The following is a 17986-nucleotide window of genomic DNA, read 5'->3' as shown; positions in this document are numbered from 1 at the left end:
CTCTGCCGGCACCCGGCGCGTGCGTCGGCCTCAACCCAATTCTGCCGGATCGGACTGACAAGCGGGCGTCAGCGGTGGGAACGGGGCGGGTTCCGGGTGGTGCGGGCAACCGGCCGGGCGCGGGCCCCTCGTGGCCGCTCGCGCCCCCGCGCCAAAGCCGCGGATCGATTCCGCTCCGCGGCTCGCGGGGCGTCCTGCCCGGGTCGCTCCACGAGAACCCGCGGCCGTATTGACACCGCACTGGTCCAGACCGCACCGTGATCCGCGACACGGACCGCTGCGAAGGGGCACCGCATGAGCGACGGCACGCCCGCCGACCTGTTCTTCGACGCCGCCATCAACCTCCTGCGACGGCTCAGAGAGGAAGAGGCCGAGGCGATCGGGTCCGCCGCCGCCCTGCTCGCCGACACCGTCGCGGCCGGCGGCCGCCTGTTCGCGTTCGGCGCCGGCCACTCCTCCCTCGCCGCCCAGGACGTCGTCTACCGGGCCGGCGGCCTCGCCCTGATGAACCTGCTCACCGTCCCCGGCGTCGTGGGCGTGGACGTCACCCCCGCCACCCTCGGCTCCGCGCTGGAACGCGTCGACGGCCTCGCGAGCGCCGTGCTCGACACCTCGCCGCTGCGCGCGGGCGACGCCCTCGTGATCATCTCCCTGTCGGGCCGCAACGCCCTCCCCGTCGAGATGGCGCAGCGCGCCCGCGCCCTCGGCATCAAGGTGATCGGCGTGACCTCGGTGGCGTACGCGACGGAGACGGCGTCCCGGCACTCCTCGGGCACGTTCCTGAGGGACCACTGCGACCTCGTCCTCGACTCGAAGATCGCGATCGGCGACGCGGAGCTGACCCTCGACACCATCCCGGCCCCCTTCGCCCCCGCCTCCACGGTGGCCACCACGGCGCTGATGCAGGCCGTCATGGCGACCACCGCCGCCACCCTCGCCGACCGCGGCATCGAGCCCCCGCTGCTGCGCTCCGGGAACGTGGACGGCGGCCACGACTGGAACACCCGGGTGATGGACGAGTACGGCGACCGCATCTTCTACCGCCGCTGAACACAGGGGCTCAGCGCTTCCGCGTCGCCCCCGCGAGGTCCAGCGCCGCCGCTATCCGCAGCGCCACGTCCTCGGCGTACGACGCGTCGGAGCGCTCGAAGGGCGTGCGCGCGGCGCCGCGCAGGAAGGTGACGACGCCGATCGTGCGGCCCCGGCTGCGCAGCACCGCGCACAGGGCGTGCACCGCGTCGCCGGGCCACTGCCGGCGCAGCGCCCACTCCCGGGCCAGCTCGGCGGGCACCGACCCGGCGTCCGCGCGCACGCACCCGGTGCGCTCCACGCAGCTCAGCGCCGGATGCCCCGGTTCGTAGCGCACGGGCAGCCCGGCGGCCCCGGTGAGCACGCTCGGCCCCGGTGCCCCGGCGGGCGTGGCGGCGAGCCGCACGAGTCGTACCGCCCCCGCCCCGGCCGGGGCCTCGGCGCGCGGCGCGTCCGCGAGCCGGTCGATCAGGGCGTGGTCGGCGAACCCGGCAAGGGCGTAGTCGAGGTGGACCGTGGCCGCTTCCAGCGGGTCCTCGCACTCGGCGGCGGCGCGGGCGGCGCGGTGCAGCTGCTTGGTGCGGAACCGCAGCAGCGCGGCCTCCTGCTCGCCCCGTTTGGCCTCGGTGACGTCCCGGAAGAGCCAACCGACCCCGAGCGGCACGGGTTCCTCGGCGAGCGGCGAGGCGAGCGGCAGGAAGGCGTTGCGCCAGCACCGGCGTTGCTCGCCCTCGGCGGGATCGCGCAGGGTCACCCAGATCTCGGCGGGCGCGGGCGGCGCGCCCTCGGCGAGGACATGGGTCAGCGCGGTCTCCAGCTCCTCCACGCCCTGCGAGAGCAGCTCGCCGAGCGGCCGCCCCAGCGCGGACGCGCGGCCGATGCCGAGGGCCCGCGCGGCATGCGCGTTGAGCACCGCGGGCCGCAGATCGGCGTCGACGAGGACGACGCCCCAGTCGGCGTCCTCGAACAGCGCCTCGCTCAGCGCGATCGAGCGCTCCAGGTCGATCTGCGCGTGCACCTCGCTGAAGGCGCAGTACACCCCGGCGGGTTCGCCGCCGGGCCCTCGCACGGCGGCGGACTGGGTGCGTACGAGGACCCGCCCGCCGTCCTTCGTCAGCAGCGCGAACTCGTGCACCTGCCGCCCGGGCGCCCGCATCGCGGACAGCAGCCGGGTCCGGACCTCCTCGGCGTCGGCGCTGCGCACGGCCCAGCCGGCGAACCCGCTCCGCCCCACGGCCTCCTCGGCGCTCCAGCCGAGAATCCGCTCGGCCTCGCGGTTCCAGTGGGTGACGACCCCGTCGGCGTCGAAGGCGCACAGTGCCGCGTCCATGCCGTCGAGCAGCGCGGCCAGCAGATCGGCGCCGCCGGACTCGCCCGGCTCGCCGGACGCACCGGGCTCGTCGGGCCCCAGTTCATCGGTGGCCCCACTCCGCCGGGAAGCACTCACCTGGACCCCCTGCACGCTGCATCGGCGCACGTAAGGCGCCCGTTCCGCTCACTGCCCCTCATTCAACTCGAACGTGACGCAGCCCACATCCTGTTCCCTCAAGACGGCCCGAATCAACCCCCTGCCCTCTCCACCCGAAGCCGCAGGTCGACCCATTCCTCCCGCTCCCCGTCCAGCACGTAGCGCTCGACCTCCACGAACCCCCGCCGAACGGCGAACCGCAGCCCGTCGCCGTTCGCCGCCAGTACGCAGGTCTCCACGACGCCCGCCCCCAGGGCGCGCGCCCGGTCCAGCGCGTTCCCGTAGATCACCGTCCCGAACCCGCGCCGCCGGAACTCCGGCAGCACCCGCGCGATCACGGTCGCCACCCGCTCCTCCCCCACCGGCGGCCGCACGGTCGAGCAGCCCACGAGGACGTCCCCGGCGTACGCGTTCTCCAGCCGGTACCGCTCCCTGCGCACCCGCGCCTGCGACGGCGACATCGCCGCGGGCGGCACCACCGTGTTGTGCACGTACCGCCACTGCTCCAGCATGTCATCGCCCTCGACCAGGGCGATCCGAAGACCAGTCACAGCGTGCAGTCCTACCACCGAATCCGCTCCCCCATTCGGACCAGCCGGAGACTCCCGGACCGTGTCCGCGAAAAAAACAGTTGAGCCCTCCCCGGCCGGTTCCTACGCTGTAGGCACACGGAAGGGAGGTGGTTCGGCAGATGTGTGAATACCGGACGCGTGAGGTGGCTGCGGGCTAGCGGCTCGTCACCACACCCAGTGCGGTGCCGGACCGGCACGTGACAGACGCGTGCAGCCGGCCCAATCCCAAGCAGTCACCCGACCCGCGGGCTGCCGGTACGTCCGGCCGGCTCCTCCGAGGAGGAACCCAGCCCGCGGGTCGTCTGCGCTCTCGGGCCCCTCGGGACACCCGGAGCGCCGGCGCCTTCAGGAGTCCCGGCGTCTTCAGGAGTCCCGGCGTCCTCAGGGGCTGAGGCGGTCGACCTGCCAGGTGCCGTCCGGGCGGGCGGTGTAGCGCAGGCGGTCGTGCAACCGGTTCTCCCGGCCCTGCCAGAACTCGATCGTCTCGGGGACGACGCGGAAGCCGCCCCAGTGCGGCGGCACCGGCACCTGTTCGCCCTCGGGATAGCGGGACTCCAACTCGGCGTACGCGGCGTCCAGTTCCGCGCGTGAGCCGACCACCGTGGACTGCGCGCTGGCCCACGCGCCCAGCTGGGAGCCGTGCGGACGGACGCGGAAGTACGCCGCGGTCTCGTCCCGGCCGGTGCGCCGCGCGGTGCCCGTGACGACGACCTGCCGGGCCAGCGGGTGCCAGGGGAAGAGCAGCGAGACATGCGGGTTCGCCGCGAGGTCCCGGCCTTTGCGGGAGTCGTAGTTCGTGTAGAAGACGAAGCCCTCGGTGTCGAACTGCTTCATCAGGACCGTGCGGGTACTGGGCCGCCCCTCGGCGTCCGCCGTGGCGACGACCATGGCGTTGGGCTCGTAGAGCGTGCCGTGCAAGGCCGCGCGGGCCGCATCCTCGAACCAGCGTGCGAACTGATCCATGGGATGCGTGGCCAGGTCCTGTTCGGCGAGTCCGTCGGCCCGGTACTGCTTGCGCATCGCGGCGGGGTCGAGGACGGGATCCGGGAGAGGTTCGCGGTCGGTCACCCGGTCATCTTGCCGTATCTACGGGCCTGGCACTCAGTGTCGTCAAGTCTCTACAACTGAGACATACGGGGTTATCGTGCTGATTCCAGGCCCGTTCAGAGCCGCGCCGCCCCAGCACGAGGAGCCGCCTGATGTCCGACTTCGTACCCGGGCTCGAAGGAGTCGTAGCGTTCGAGACGGAGATCGCCGAACCGGACAAGGAAGGCGGTGCCCTGCGCTACCGGGGCGTCGACATCGAGGATCTGGTCGGCCATGTCTCCTTCGGCAACGTCTGGGGCCTGCTGGTCGACGGCTCCTTCAACCCCGGCCTCCCGCCCGCCGAGCCCTTCCCCATCCCGGTGCACTCCGGCGACATCCGCGTGGACGTCCAGTCCGCGCTCGCCATGCTCGCTCCCGTCTGGGGGCTCAAGCCCCTCCTCGACATCGACGCGGCGCAGGCCCGCGACGACCTGGCGCGGGCCGCCGTCATGGCCCTGTCGTACGTCGCCCAGTCCGCCCGCGGACAGGGCCTGCCGATGGTGCCGCAACGGGAGATCGACAAGGCCGGGTCGGTCGTGGAACGGTTCATGATCCGCTGGCGCGGGGAGCCGGACCCCCGGCATGTCGCCGCGGTCGACGCGTACTGGACGTCCGCCGCGGAACACGGCATGAACGCGTCCACATTCACCGCGCGGGTCATCGCCTCCACCGGCGCGGATGTCGCCGCGGCGCTGTCCGGTGCCGTCGGCGCCATGTCCGGGCCGCTGCACGGCGGCGCGCCCTCCCGGGTGCTCGGGATGATCGAGGAGATCGAGCGCACCGGGGACGCGGAGGGGTACGTCAAGCGGGCCCTCGACCGGGGGGAGCGGCTCATGGGGTTCGGACACCGGGTGTACCGGGCGGAGGACCCGCGGGCGCGGGTGCTGCGGCGCACGGCGCGGGAGTTGGGGGCGCCGAGGTTCGAGGTGGCCGAGGCGCTGGAGAAGGCCGCGCTGGAGGAGCTGCACAACCGCCGGCCCGACCGGGTGCTGGCCACGAACGTGGAGTTCTGGGCGGCGATCATGCTCGACTTCGCGGAGGTGCCGGCGCACATGTTCACGTCCATGTTCACGTGCGCGCGGACCGCGGGGTGGTCGGCACACATGCTGGAACAGAAGCGGACGGGGAGGCTGGTGCGGCCGACCGCGCGGTATGTGGGGCCCGGTCCCCGCCGCCCTCAGGACATCGAGGGGTACGCGGACATCGCCCGATAGGGGGTGGCCGAGGGCGCGTGGGCGGCCGCGGACGTTTTCCGGTCCCGCCCACGCGGCGGAGCCGCACATCGGCTCCGCCCCGCGCCCCTGCGGGACGCCGCCGCCTAGGCCGGTGTCAGCAGGTTCCCGTGGTGCCGCTCCGCCACCAGCGGATGCGCCCGCAGCTTGCCCTTCAGTTCGTTGTAGCCGTACTCCGCGAACAGGGGGTTCGTCGGGTCCGTGGTGACGCCCGGGGCCCGCGTGGAGTGCGGGAAGGGGAGGGGCGCGACCTTCCCGTCCAGGCGGGGGTTGTAGAAGAACGGGATCGAGAAACGTTCCGTCGCTCCGGGCGGGCTGACCACGCGGTGGTTGGTGGCGAGGAGGTAGCCGTTGGTGGCGACCTCAAGGAGTTCGCCGAGGTTGACGACGAAGGCGTTCTCCAGCGGCGGCACGTCGTGGAAGCGGCCGTCCTCGCGCTGGACCTGGAGCCCGCCGACGGTGTCCTGGAGGAGCAGGGTGAGGAAGCCGTAGTCCTTGTGGGCGCCGACGCCCTGGTCCGCGCCGTCGCCCGCGCTGCCGGGGTAGCGGACCAGCTTGAGGTGCGGGTGGGCCCGGTCGCCGAAGATCGGGTCGTAGAAGTCGGCGGGGGCGCCGATGGCGGTCAGCAGCTCGTGCAGCAGCCGCCGGGCGACCGCGCTGAGCCGGTCGATCCAGGCGAGGGCGGCGGTGCGCAGCTCGGGCAGGGCGGCCGGCCACTGGTTGGGGCCCTGGAGCCACCAGTACGGCGGCTCACCGGGACCCGGCACGCGGGCGGGACGCTCGGCGCCGATGTCGAGCTGGTCGCGCCAGTCGCGGGCGCCGCCGGTGCGCTCGTCGCCGGTGCGCGTATAGCCGCGGAAATGCGGGGAGTTGACGTTGTCCAGCGCCAGCCGGTCGGCCTCGGGAAGGTCGAAGAAGGCGCGCATGGCGGTACGGAGCGCGTCGGTCTCGGCCACGCTCACGCCGTGCCCGACGAGCTGGAAGAAGCCGACGTCGTGCGCGGCGCTGTGCAGCCGGGCGTGGAGCAGGGCACGGTCCTCCGGGCCGCGGTCGGCGGCCGAGAGATCGATGACGGGCAGCTGGTCGTACGACGGGGTCGTCGCGATGTGCGAGGTCATGGTGTGTCCGCAGGGTGTACGGGGCACGGGCGGCCGCAAGGGGTACGCGGCCCCCAGGTGCCGGACAAGGAAGAAAGAGAGGTGCGTCGGGGGGCTGATCAGGCGGCGCGGCGCCGACAGCCCGTGCTCGTGACGCGCACGTAGTCCACGTGGCGGCGGCGAACGAGCATCGGAAGCATGGGCCCAGCGTACTGCGCGCGCCGGGATACGGATGTGGCCCGCCTCACTCCCCGGGACCGCCCGCCGAACCGCTCAGAACTTGCCCCACACCAGGGTCGTCCGGTGCCCGCCCAGCGCGTCGGCGACCAGCCCGCGGAACGCCTCCCCGAACTCCGGCCAGTTCCAGAACTCGAAGCCCAGGTAGCCGAAGGCGTAGTAGTCGTCCGCCCATGTCCACTCGGTCAGCGGGACGGTGGCGGTGCAGCCGGGGCAGGTGACAGCCGCCTCGCCCGTCTCCTGCCAGCGGCTCACCGCCCGCCCGTACGGCTCCCACGCCGCGTCGATCCAGTCGTACTCGTCGGTGAGCAGCCGGGTGGTCGCCGCACAGCGCGGGCAGCGCACCCACTCGGCGTCGCCCTGTCCGCCGTGGAAGACCGTGCGCCCGGTGTGCACGGTCAGACCGTCGGTCGGCGCCCAGTCGGTCTTTCCCGGGCCCGCCGCCTTGTGCCAGTGCGGCCCCGGCAGGTGCCCGCCGAAGGGCCGGTCGGTGCCCTCGGGCAGCACGACGCCCTCGGTCACGAGCACGCCGAGCACCCGCTCGGCCAGGCGTGGCGCGTCGGCCGCGGTCGCGTCGAGATCGACGATCGTCTGGAAGTGGTCCCCCATGCCCGCCACGTTAACGGCCCCCGCCGACAACGGCGTCGGCGCCTCAGCCGAGCGACGCCTCCACCAGGTCGGCCCACTGCGCGACGACCCGTTCCCGCCGCGCCGTGTCGTCGGTGAGGACGTTGGCGAGGCCGAGGCCGCGGGCCATGTCGAGCAGGCCCTGCACGGTCTCCCGGACGCCGGGCCGGGACTCGTCGGCGCCGAGGAGGTCCACGGCGATGCGATGGGTCTCGCGGCCGACGCGGGCCTCCAGTTCGGTGACCCGGCCGCGCAGCTGCTCCTCGTTGGAGGCGGCCACCCACAGTTGCAGGGCGGCCCGGAAGAGGGGGCCGGTGTAGAGGTCGACCAGGGCGGTGACGACGGCCCGGCGGTCGCCCTCCGCGCCCTCGGGGAAGAGTTCGCGCAGCGCGGTGGAGCGCTCTTCGGCGACGTACTCGACGGCCGCGGTGAACAGGTCCTCGCGGGTCGGGAAGTGGTGCTGGGCGGCGCCCCGGGAGACCCCGGCGCGTTCGGCGACGACGGCGACCGTGGAGCCCGCCCAGCCGTGGTCGGCGAGACAGGCGACGGCGGCCTCCAGGAGCCGCTGCCGGGTGGCGCGGCTGCGGTCCTGTTTGGGCAGCCGGTCGCGGTCCGCCCGGGGCCCGCGGGCGCGGTCGGCCGTCGTCCTCATCTGCTCACACCACCCATGCCGGGTCCCGTTTCTCCAGGAAGGCCGTCATCCCCTCCCGGGCCCGGTCGGAGGCGAACAGCCGGGCCGAGAGCGCGGTCAGGGCGGCCGCGTCCCGGTCGAATGTTTCCAGCACCCTAGCCGTGAGCAGCCGTTTCGTCTCCGCCAGGGCCTCGGGCGCGGAGCGCCGCAGCCCGTCAAGGGCGGGTGCCAGGGCCTCGTCCACGTCGTCGGCGGCGGCGGTGAGCAGGCCGGTGCGCACGGCCTCGTCGGGGCCGAAGCGCTCGCCGGTGAGGTAGTAGCGGGCCAGGGCGCGCGGGTCGGTGCGCGGCAGCAGCGGCAGGGAGATCACCGCGGGGGCCACGCCGATGCGGACCTCGGTGAAGGCGAAGGTGGCCGCCGCGGAGGCGAAGGCCATGTCGCAGGCGGCGAGCAGCCCGAGGCCGCCCGCGCGGACGTGTCCGGTGACCCGGGCGAGCACCGGCTTGGGCAGTTCGACGAGCTGCCGCAGCAGCCCGACCAGCGCGTCCGGGTGCGGTGGTTCGCGCAGGTCGGCGCCGGCCGAGAAGGTGGTGCCGGTGTGGGTGAGGACGACGGCCCGTACGTCCGGGTCCTTGCCGCACTCGGCCAGCGCGTCGGCGAGGCCGGTGACGAGCGACGCGGACAGCGCGTTGCGGGTGCCGGTGGCGTCCAGGCTGAGGGTCTCGACGCCGCGCGTGCGCGAGCGTCCGAGGGGTACGGTCATATGCGCTCCCTGAGCTGTCGCCGCAGGATCTTCCCGGAGGCGGCGCGCGGCACGCTGTCGGTGAAGGTGACCCTGCGGACGCGTTTGTACGGTGCGACGCGCTCGGCGACGTGGAGCAGCACGTCGGTCTCGGTCGGTTCGTCGCCCTCGGACCGGCGGACGACGAAGGCGTGCGGCACCTCGTTGCCGTCCTCGTCGTACGTGCCGATGACGGCCGCGTCGGCGATGCCGGGGTGGGCGAGCAGCAGGGCCTCCAGTTCGGCGGGTGCCACCTGGAAACCCTTGTACTTGATGAGTTCCTTCACCCGGTCCACCACGAACAGCCAGCCGTCGCCGTCGACCCGGCCCACGTCGCCGGTGTGCAGCCAGCCGTCCGCGTCGACCAGCGCGGCGGTGGCCTCGGGCCGCCCGAGGTACCCCTTCATCACCTGGGGTCCCCGGATCAGGATCTCCCCGGCCTCGCCCGTGCCGAGGTCCCGGCCGGGGTCGTCCAGGGAGACGATCCGCATCTCGGTGCCCGCGATCAGCTTGCCGACGGTCCCGGCGGGCGCCTCGCGCAGCCGGTCGAGGGGGACGACATGGGTGCCCGGGGACAGTTCCGTCATGCCGTAGGCCTGGCCGATCGGGGGCAGGCCCAGGCGCCGGGCGCAGGCGCGGGCGAGCCCGGCGTCCAGCGGGGCGGCGGCGCACAGGACGTACTCCAGGGAGGACAGGTCGTAGCGGGTGACCGCCGGGTGCTTGGCGAGGGCGAGGACGATCGGCGGGGCGACGTAGAGGCCGGTGATGCGGTGCTTCTCGATCGCGCCGAGGAAGGTCTCCAGGTCGAAGCGGGGCAGCACGACGACCGTGCCGCCGAGCCGCAGGGGCGCGTTCATGAGGGCGGTCAGGCCGTAGATGTGGAAGAACGGCAGTACGGCGAGGATGCGTTCGCCGGGGCCGGTCGGCGCGACCGACTCCAACTGGGCGAGATTCGTGCCGATCTGCCGGTGCGTGAGCATCACGCCCTTCGGTACGCCGGTGGTGCCGGAGGAGTACGGCAGCGCCGCGACGTCCTCGGCCGGGTCGAAGACGGTCTCCGGCTCGGGCGCCGTCGTGCCGAGCATGTCGATCAACGAACGGTGCCCGGGGGCGCTGTCGCACACGAAGATCTCCCGTACACCGCCCGCGAGTTCGGCGGCGCGGCGGGCGGTCGCCAGCAGCGGGGAGACGGTCACCAGCCAGCGGGCCGCGCTGTCCCGCAGCTGCTTGGCCAGCTCCTCGGCGGTGGCGAGCGGGTGGGCCGTGGTGACGGTGGCACCCGCGCGGGTGGCGGCGTAGAAGGCGGTCGGGAAGGCGATCGTGTTGGGGCTGTGCAGCGCGAGGACGTCGCCCTTGCGCACGCCCGCCTCGGCGAACGCGGCGGCCAGTCGCCGGTGGAACCGGTCCACCTGCTCGTACGTGAGCGTGGTCCCGTCCGTGCCGTCGACGAGGGCGGGCCGGTCACCGAACGCGGCCGCGTGACCCAGCACGGCCTCGTGGATGGGAAGGTCGACGGGCGGGACGTCTGCGTACTCGCTGTGGAACACGGTTCCTCCAGGCGGCTGCGGCTCAGTACGACTTGGGCAGACCCAGGGTCTGGTGGGAGACGTAGTTGAGGATCATTTCCCGGCTCACCGGGGCGATACGCGCCACGCGCGCGGCCGTGATCAGCGAGGCGAGCCCGAACTCGCGGGTGAGCCCGTTGCCGCCGAGCGTGTGCACGGCCTGGTCCACGGCCTTCACACAGGCCTCCCCGGCCGCGTACTTGGCCATGTTGGCGGCCTCGCCCGCGCCGATGTCGTCGCCGGCGTCGTAGAGGTGCGCCGCCTTCTGCATCATCAGCCGGGCCAGCTCCAGGTCGATGTGCGCCTGCGCCAGGGGGTGCGCGATCGCCTGGTGGGCGCCGATGGGCGTCTTCCAGACGGTACGGTCGCGGGCGTACTCGATGGCCCTGCCGAGCGCGTACCGGCCCATCCCGACCCCGAACGCGGCCGTCATGATGCGTTCCGGGTTGAGCCCCGCGAACAGCTGGAGCAGGCCGGCGTCCTCGTCACCGACGAGCGCGTCCGCGGACAGCCGTACGTCGTCGAGGACCAGCTCGAACTGCTTCTCCGCGGCCTTGAGTTCCATGTCGATCGGCCGCTTGTCGAAACCGGGCGCGTCCGTCGGCACGATGAAGAGGCAGGGCTTGAGGCGTCCGGTGCGGGCGTCCTCGGTGCGGCCGACGATCAGCACCGCGTCAGCCATGTCCACGCCCGAGATGAAGACCTTGCGGCCGGTGAGCAGCCAGTCCGTGCCGTCGCGGCGGGCGGTGGTGGTGATGCGGTGGCTGTTGGAACCGGCGTCGGGCTCGGTGATGCCGAAGGCCATGAGTTTCGTGCCGTCGGCGAGGCCGGGCAGCCACTGACGTTTCTGCGCCTCGGTGCCGAAGCGGGAGATCACGGTGCCGCAGATGGCGGGGGACACGACGAGCATGAGGAGGGGAGAGCCGGCCGCACCCAACTCCTCCAGCACGATGGACAGTTCGGTGATGCCGCCGCCTCCGCCGCCGTACTCCTCGGGGAGGTTGACGCCGAGGTAACCGAGCTTCCCGGCCTCGGACCAGAGTTCGGTGGGGGGCTTGCCCTCGGCGAGGGTGCGGGCGACGTAGTCGCGGCCGTAGCGGTTGCCGAGCGCGGATACCGCGGCTCGGAGTGCTTTGTGCTCTTCGGATTCGACGAGGGTGGTCATGCGATTCCTCCGCGTGCGGGTTGTCTGGGGTTGCTCGCGCTCGCGCGGTGGCGGCCGCACATCGGTACGGCCCCGCGCCCGTTCACGTCGGCCGCACCACCGCCAGCAGCAGGCCGGGCTCCACCTGCTGTCCCGGCTCGGCGTGCAGGGAGACGAGGGTTCCCGCGGTCGGGGCCGAGATCTGGTGCTGCATCTTCATCGCCTCCAGCCAGATCAGGGGCTGGCCGGCGGTGACCGTGGCCCCTTCCGCCAGTCCTTCGGCGACGCGTACGACCGTGCCGGGCATCGGGGCCACCAGCGAGCCGGGAGCGAGCTGGGCGGCGGGGTCGGGAAAGCGGGGCAGCGCGATCAGCCGCTCGGCGTTGACGTGGACCTCGTCGCCGTACCGCGCCACCTGGAACTTCCGCCGTACACCGTCCGCTTCGAGGACGACGGTCCGCGCGTCGGCGTGTACGACCCGTACCCCGTCCGCCGCCAGGCCCTCGCGGGTGTGCCGGTAGTGGACCTCGGCCTCCTCCCCGGCGACCTCGTACCGCTTCACCTGCGGCTGGGAGGGCACGTTGCGCCAGCCGCCGAAGCGGGAGCGGCCGTGGGCGTCGGCGAGGGCGGCGGCCAGCGGGGCGAGGGGGTCGGGGGCGGGGGCCGTGAGGGCGGCGAGGTGACGGTCGTAGAAGCCGGTGTCCATGCGGCCGGCCGTGAACTCCTCGTGGCGCAGGGAGCGGACGAGCAGGTCGCGGTTGGTGACCGGGCCGTGGACCGCCGCCGCCTCCAGGGCGCCCGCGAGCCGCCGGATCGCCTCCGCCCTGGTCGGGGCGTGGGCGACGAGCTTGGCGAGCATCGGGTCGTAGTGGACGCCGATGGGGTCGCCGTCGGTGTACCCGGTGTCGAGGCGGACACCGGACGGTACGGCGAGCCGGTGCAGGGTGCCGGTCTGCGGGGCCCAGTCGCGGGCGGGGTCCTCGGCGTAGAGGCGGGCCTCGATCGCGTGCCCGCGCGGGTCGGGCGGGTCCTTCTCCAGGGCGTGGCCCTCGGCGACGCGGATCTGCTCGGCGACGAGGTCGAGCCCGAACACCGCCTCCGTCACCGGGTGTTCGACCTGGAGGCGGGTGTTCATCTCCAGGAAGTGCGCCCGCCCTTCGGCGACCAGGAACTCCACGGTGCCCGCGCCGACGTAGGAGACGGCGCGGGCGGCGCGTACCGCCAGCGCGCGCAGCTCCCGCGCGAGCCGTTCGGGGAGACCGGGTGCCGGGGCCTCCTCGACGACCTTCTGGTGGCGGCGCTGGAGGGAGCAGTCGCGGGTGCCGAGCGGCCAGACGGTGCCGTGGGTGTCGGCGAGGATCTGCACCTCGATGTGGCGGCCGTGCTCGATGTACGGCTCCACGAAGACCTCGCCGTCCCCGAACGCGCTCGCGGCCTCGGCGCGCGCGCCCTCCAGGGCGGCCTGGAGCTCGTCCAGGCGGCGCACGATCCGCATCCCGCGCCCGCCGCCGCCCGCCGCCGCCTTCACCAGCACCGGCAGATCCCCCTGGGTGACCTCCCCCAGGGGTTCCAGGCCCATCAGCCGCTTGGCGCGCGTCTTGGAGGCCATGGCCTCGATGGCCTCGGGGGACGGCCCGATCCAGGTCAGGCCGGCGTCCAGGACCTCCCGGGCGAAGTCCGGGTTCTCGGAGAGGAAGCCGTAGCCGGGGTGCACGGCGTCGGCGCCGGCGGCGAGGGCGGCCTTCACGATCAGGTCGCCGCGCAGATAGGTGTCGGCGGGGGCCGCGCCCGGCAGCCGTACCGCCGTGTCCGCCAGGCGGGTGTGGAGGGCGTCTCCGTCGGCGTCCGAGTGCACGGCGACCGTACGGATGCCCAGGTCGGCGCAGGTACGGAAGATCCGGCAGGCGATCTCGCCCCGGTTGGCGACCAGCAGTGTCTGGATCATGGACCTCACATCCGGAAGACGCCGAAGCCGCCGCGCACGCCCTCGTAGGGGGCGGTGTGGATCGCGGAGAGGCACAGGCCGAGGACGGTGCGGGTGTCGCGCGGGTCGATGACGCCGTCGTCGTACAGCCGCCCGGACAGGAACAGGGGCAGCGACTCGGACTCGATCTGCTGCTCCACCATGGCGCGCAGGGCCGCGTCCGCGTCCTCGTCGTACGGCTGCCCCTTCGCCGCCGCCGACTGCCGCGCGACGATCGACAGCACGCCCGCCAGCTGCTGCGGGCCCATGACGGCGGACTTGGCGCTGGGCCAGGCGAACAGGAAGCGGGGGTCGTAGGCGCGGCCGCACATGCCGTAGTGCCCGGCGCCGTACGACGCGCCCATCAGCACGGACAGATGCGGGACGCGGCTGTTGCTCACCGCGTTGATCATCATCGCCCCGTGCTTGATGATCCCGCCCTGTTCGTACTCCCTGCCCACCATGTAGCCGGTGGTGTTGTGCAGGAAGAGCAGCGGGATGTTCCGCTGGTTGGCGAGCTGGATGAACTGGGCGGCCTTCTGCGACTCCTCGCTGAACAGCACGCCCTGCGCGTTGGCGAGGATGCCGACCGGGTAGCCGTGCAGGGCCGCCCAGCCGGTCACCAGGCTGGTGCCGTACAGCGGTTTGAACTCGTCGAAGTCGGAGGCGTCCACGATCCGGGCGACGACCTCGCGCGGGTCGAAGGGGATCTTGAGGTCGCCGGGGACGATGCCGAGCAGTTCCTCGGGGTCGTACCTGGGCGGCTCGGCCGGGCCCGGATCGGCGGTCGCCTTGCGGTGGTCGAGCCTGGCGACCACCCGCCGCGCCTGCCGCAGGGCGTCCCTCTCGTCCACGGCGAAGTAGTCGGCGAGTCCGGAGACGCGGGCGTGCATCTCGGCGCCGCCCAGGGACTCGTCGTCGCTCTCCTCGCCGGTGGCCATCTTCACCAGGGGCGGCCCGCCGAGGAACACCTTGGCCCGCTCCTTGACCATGATCACGTGGTCGGACATGCCGGGGACGTAGGCGCCGCCGGCGGTGGAGTTGCCGAAGACGACCGCGATGGTCGGGATACCTGCGGCCGAAAGCCTCGTGAGATCGCGGAAGATGGCGCCGCCGGGGATGAAGATCTCCTTCTGCGACGGCAGGTCGGCCCCGCCCGACTCCACCAGGCTGATGCAGGGCAGCCGGTTGGCGAGCGCGATGTCGTTGGCGCGCAGGGCCTTCTTCAGGCTCCACGGATTGCTGGCGCCGCCGCGCACGGTCGGGTCGTTCGCGGTGATCAGGCACTCCACGCCCTCGACCACCCCGATACCGGTGACGAGGGACGCGCCGACGGTGTACTCGCTGCCCCAGGCGGCCAGCGGGGACAGCTCCAGGAACGGGGTGTCCGGGTCGAGGAGCAGCTCGATGCGTTCGCGGGCGAGCAGCTTGCCGCGCTCGCGGTGCCGCCCGACGTACTTCTCGCCGCCGCCCGCGAGCGCCTTGCCGTGCTCCGCCGCCAGTTCGGCGAGCTTGGCGAGCATGGCCTCGCGGTGGGCCGTGTAGTCGGGGTGGTGGGTGTCCAGGGCCGTGTCGAGGACGGTCACAGGAGGGCCTCCGGGATGTCCAGGTGGCGGGAGCGCAGCCATTCGCCGAGGGCCTTGGCCTGCGGGTCGAAACGGTGCCGGGAGGCGACGCCGGCGCCGAGGATGCCGGTGACGACGAAGTTCAGGGCGCGCAGGCCGGGGAGGAGGTGGCGGGTGACGGGCAGGTCGCGGCACTCGGGGAGCAGCTCCCGGAACCGGTCGGTGGTCAGCTCGTGCGCGAGCCACCGCCACGCCTCGTCGGTACGGGCCCACACCCCCACGTTGGCGTTCCCGCCCTTGTCCCCGCTGCGGGCGCCGGCGACGAGGCCGAGGGGGGCGCGGCGGGTGGCACCGGGCGGGAGCGGGGCGGGGAGGTCCGCGGGGGGCGCCTCCTCCAGGGGGCGCGTATCAGGCGGCGGGGGAACCCGTACGGGGCGCCCCTCGGGGAGGACGGCCGTGTGGGCCACGCCCTCCTGGGGCACGTACGCGTCCTCGAAGATCCCGTAGGGGTCGCCCTTGCCGGGCGGGGCCAGGACATGGAACCCGGGGTAGCTGGCCAGCGCCAATTCGATGGCCGCCCCGCTCAGCGCCCGCCCCACGACCTGCTGGTCCGGGTCCCGTACGACGAGACGCAGCAGGGCGCTCGCGGTCTCCTCGGTGCCGGCGTCGGGGCGGTCGGTGCGCACGAGTTCCCACCGGACGTCGGCGGGCGGCGACGTGGCGAGCTGCTGCGCCAGCTGGTCCTTGACCAGATCCGCCTTGGCCTCGATGTCGAGCCCCGTGAGCACGAACACGACCTCGTTGCGGAAGCCGCCGAGGCGGTTGAGCCCGACCTTGAGGGTCGGCGGGGGCGCCTCCCCGCGCACCCCCTCGATCCGCACCCGGTCCGGTCCGTCCTGGCTCAGCCGGACGCTGTCCAGGCGGGCGGTCACGTCGGGCCCGGCGTACCGGGCGCCCCCGGTCTCGTAGAGCAGCTGGGCGGTGACCGTGCCGATGTCCACGAATCCGCCGGTGCCGGGGTGCTTGGTGACGACACTGCTGCCGTCGGCGTGGATCTCGGCGAGCGGGAAGCCGGGGCGCCGTACGTCGCCGTCCCGGAAGAACGCGTAGTTCCCGCCGGTCGCCTGCGTCCCGCACTCCAGCACGTGCCCGGCGACGACGGCGCCGGCGAGCTGGTCGAAGTCCCCTGGCCCCCAGCCGAAACGGGCGGCGGCGGGCCCGGTGACGAGGGCCGCGTCGGTGACCCGCCCGGTGACGACGATGTCCGCGCCGGCCCGCAGGCACTCGGCGATGCCGAACCCGCCGAGGTAGGCGTGGGCGGCGAGGGTGCCGGGGTGGGCGGCGGTGAGGTCGTCGCCCTCGACGTGCGCGACCCGGAGGGGAATGCCGAGCCGGTCGCTCAACTCGCCCACCTTCGAGGCGAGTCCGGCCGGGTTGAGCCCGCCCGCGTTGGTGACGATCCGTACCCCGTGCTCCCGGACGAGGCCGAGGCAGTCCTCCAGCTGGCGCAGGAACGTGCGGGCGTACCCGGCGCCGGGGTCCTTCAGCCGGTCGCGGGCGAGGATCAGCATGGTCAGTTCGGCGAGGTAGTCACCGGTGAGGACGTCGAGTTCGCCGCCGGTGAGCATCTCGCGCAGGGCGTCGAAACGGTCGCCGTAGAAGCCGGAGAAGTTTCCTATGCGCAGGGGGTTCACCGGTCGGACCCCTCCGACGGGCCTCCCGCTTTCCTCGGCTCCCGACCGCTTCCCGGTGGCCCCGCGAAGGCCTGGGCGATGTCCAGCCAGCGGTCCGCGTCGGGGCCCACGGCGGTCAGGGCGAGGTCGTCCCGGTGGGCGCGCTGGGTGACGAGGAGGCAGAAGTCGAGGGCCGGGCCGGTGACGCGCTGCGGGGCGTCCTCGGGGCCGTAGGCCCACACCTCGCCGCCGGGCGCGGTGAGCTGGACGTGGAACTCCTCGGCGGGCGGGGTGAGTCCGTGGACGGTGTAGGCGAAGTCCCGGGTCCGGACGCCGAGTCGGGCGACATGGCGCAGACGGTCGGTGGGGGTGGGGGTGACACCGAGCGCGTCGGCGACGTCCAGGCTGTGGGCCCAGGTCTCCATGAGGCGGGCGGTGGCCATGGAGGCGACGGCCATCGGCGGGCCGAACCAGGGGAAACGGGCGCCGGGTTCGGCCGAGCGCAGGGCCCGGTCGAGGGCGTCGCGCCCGGACCGCCAGGTCGCGAGAAGCTCGGCGGGCGGCAGACCCGCGTTCTCCTCGGCCCCCTCGTCCACGAAGGAACCGCCGCCGGCCAGCGCCTTCCGCACCAGTGCGCGGAACGCGTCCGCGTCGGTGACGGCGGCCAGCGCGGCGCGGTCGGTCCAGGCGAGGTGGGCGATCTGGTGGGCGACGGTCCAGCCGGGCGCGGGGGTGGCGAGCGCCCATCGATCGGGCGTCAACCGGTCCACCAGCCGGTCCAGTTCTTCACTCTCGGCACGCAGGTCGTCGATGACGGGCGTCGGGTCGGCCATGGGGGGAGCATGGCAGCGGGCCCGGAAACAATCAAGCGTGCTTGCATGATTTATTGAGCCGACCTTCCGGGGCCGCGGCCGGGGTGGGGGTGGGGGTAGGGGTCGGGGGCCGGGGGCCGGGGGCCGGGGGCCGGGGCCGGGGGCCGGGGGCCGGGGCCGGGGGCCGGAGGCCGGAGGCCGGGGGCCGGGGGCCGGGGGCCGGGGGCCGGGCCAGGGTTGGGGTCGGGCCAGGGTTGGGGTCGGGCCAGGGTTGGGGTCGGGCCAGGGTTGGGGTCGGGTGGCCGGAGTGCGCCGGTCGCGGAGGGCTCCGTGGCCGGCCCAGGGGTGAATCGGAGTCGGACCAGAAGACGTAAGGGGCGGCCCGGGACGGGCCGGGAAGGGACCGGGGGCGGGCCCGGAGGGGACCGGGGGCGGGCCCGGAGGGGACCGGGGGCGGGCCGGGGCGGGCCCGGAGGGGACCGGGGACGGGCCCGGAGGGGACCG

General features: G+C 73.7%; 15 protein-coding genes. 2 read left to right on the top strand and 13 right to left on the bottom strand.

The genetic code is table 11. The annotated features are described in order from the left end of the window. Positions 1–294: 294 nt before the first annotated feature. A complete protein-coding gene (locus tag ACWDD7_RS05745; RefSeq protein WP_450456475.1) occupies positions 295–1050 on the top strand; it encodes an SIS domain-containing protein in 756 nt (251 codons plus the stop codon). 10 nt (positions 1051–1060) lie between these two features. Here ACWDD7_RS05745 and ACWDD7_RS05740 read toward each other — a convergent pair whose 3' ends face one another. From ACWDD7_RS05740 to pdxH, 3 genes are all read right to left on the bottom strand, one after another. Continuing rightward, complete coding sequence (locus ACWDD7_RS05740; RefSeq protein WP_450456474.1) at positions 1061–2476, bottom strand: PAS domain-containing protein; 1416 nt, start codon at positions 2474–2476, stop codon at positions 1061–1063. A gap of 113 nt (positions 2477–2589) precedes the next feature. Then, positions 2590–3009: a GNAT family N-acetyltransferase gene (locus ACWDD7_RS05735; RefSeq protein WP_392217863.1), complete on the bottom strand. Its 420-nt coding sequence runs from the start codon at positions 3007–3009 to the stop codon at positions 2590–2592. A gap of 441 nt (positions 3010–3450) precedes the next feature. Then, complete coding sequence (gene pdxH, locus ACWDD7_RS05730; RefSeq protein WP_351863746.1) at positions 3451–4137, bottom strand: pyridoxamine 5'-phosphate oxidase; 687 nt, start codon at positions 4135–4137, stop codon at positions 3451–3453. A 131-nt stretch (positions 4138–4268) separates the two neighbouring features. Here pdxH and ACWDD7_RS05725 point away from each other — a divergent pair, with 131 nt between their 5' ends. After that, entirely contained in the window at positions 4269–5369 is a 1101-nt protein-coding gene (locus ACWDD7_RS05725; RefSeq protein ID WP_450456473.1) for a citrate synthase 2, read from the top strand. Positions 5370–5473: 104 nt separating this feature from the next. Here ACWDD7_RS05725 and ACWDD7_RS05720 read toward each other — a convergent pair whose 3' ends face one another. From ACWDD7_RS05720 to ACWDD7_RS05675, 10 genes are all read right to left on the bottom strand, one after another. Beyond that, on the bottom strand, positions 5474–6505 hold the full coding sequence (locus tag ACWDD7_RS05720; RefSeq protein WP_450456472.1) for an isopenicillin N synthase family dioxygenase: 1032 nt from the start codon (positions 6503–6505) through the stop codon (positions 5474–5476). Between the two features lie 252 nt (positions 6506–6757). Then, complete coding sequence (locus tag ACWDD7_RS05715) at positions 6758–7330, bottom strand: hypothetical protein (protein ID WP_351863739.1); 573 nt, start codon at positions 7328–7330, stop codon at positions 6758–6760. Positions 7331–7373: 43 nt separating this feature from the next. After that, complete coding sequence (locus ACWDD7_RS05710; RefSeq protein WP_351863736.1) at positions 7374–8000, bottom strand: TetR/AcrR family transcriptional regulator; 627 nt, start codon at positions 7998–8000, stop codon at positions 7374–7376. Positions 8001–8004: 4 nt separating this feature from the next. Continuing rightward, complete coding sequence (locus ACWDD7_RS05705) at positions 8005–8742, bottom strand: enoyl-CoA hydratase family protein (protein ID WP_351863733.1); 738 nt, start codon at positions 8740–8742, stop codon at positions 8005–8007. Further along, the gene (locus tag ACWDD7_RS05700) at positions 8739–10307 is read right to left on the bottom strand and encodes a 4-coumarate--CoA ligase family protein (RefSeq protein WP_450456471.1); all 1569 of its coding nucleotides are present in this window, start codon (positions 10305–10307) and stop codon (positions 8739–8741) included. The genes ACWDD7_RS05705 and ACWDD7_RS05700 overlap by 4 nt, the downstream gene beginning before the upstream one ends. A 22-nt stretch (positions 10308–10329) precedes the next feature. Further along, on the bottom strand, positions 10330–11490 hold the full coding sequence (locus ACWDD7_RS05695) for an acyl-CoA dehydrogenase family protein (protein WP_392217854.1): 1161 nt from the start codon (positions 11488–11490) through the stop codon (positions 10330–10332). An 82-nt stretch (positions 11491–11572) separates the two neighbouring features. Next, positions 11573–13414, bottom strand: a complete 1842-nt coding sequence (locus tag ACWDD7_RS05690; RefSeq protein ID WP_450456470.1) for an acetyl/propionyl/methylcrotonyl-CoA carboxylase subunit alpha — start codon at positions 13412–13414, stop codon at positions 11573–11575. A gap of 5 nt (positions 13415–13419) precedes the next feature. After that, entirely contained in the window at positions 13420–15018 is a 1599-nt protein-coding gene (locus ACWDD7_RS05685) for an acyl-CoA carboxylase subunit beta (RefSeq protein WP_450456469.1), read from the bottom strand. Beyond that, the gene (locus ACWDD7_RS05680) at positions 15015–16691 is read right to left on the bottom strand and encodes an acyclic terpene utilization AtuA family protein (RefSeq protein WP_450456468.1); all 1677 of its coding nucleotides are present in this window, start codon (positions 16689–16691) and stop codon (positions 15015–15017) included. The genes ACWDD7_RS05685 and ACWDD7_RS05680 overlap by 4 nt, the downstream gene beginning before the upstream one ends. After that, positions 16688–17503, bottom strand: coding sequence for a TIGR03084 family metal-binding protein (locus ACWDD7_RS05675; RefSeq protein WP_450456467.1), 816 nt, complete (start codon positions 17501–17503; stop codon positions 16688–16690). Before ACWDD7_RS05675 ends, ACWDD7_RS05680 begins: the two co-directional genes overlap by 4 nt. Between the last annotated feature and the right edge of the window lie 483 nt (positions 17504–17986).

The sequence above is a fragment of the Streptomyces sp. NPDC001056 genome, from assembly GCF_053598955.1.
Note: the sequence above shows the minus strand (reverse complement) of the source record. Positions and strands in the feature narration are given on the sequence as shown.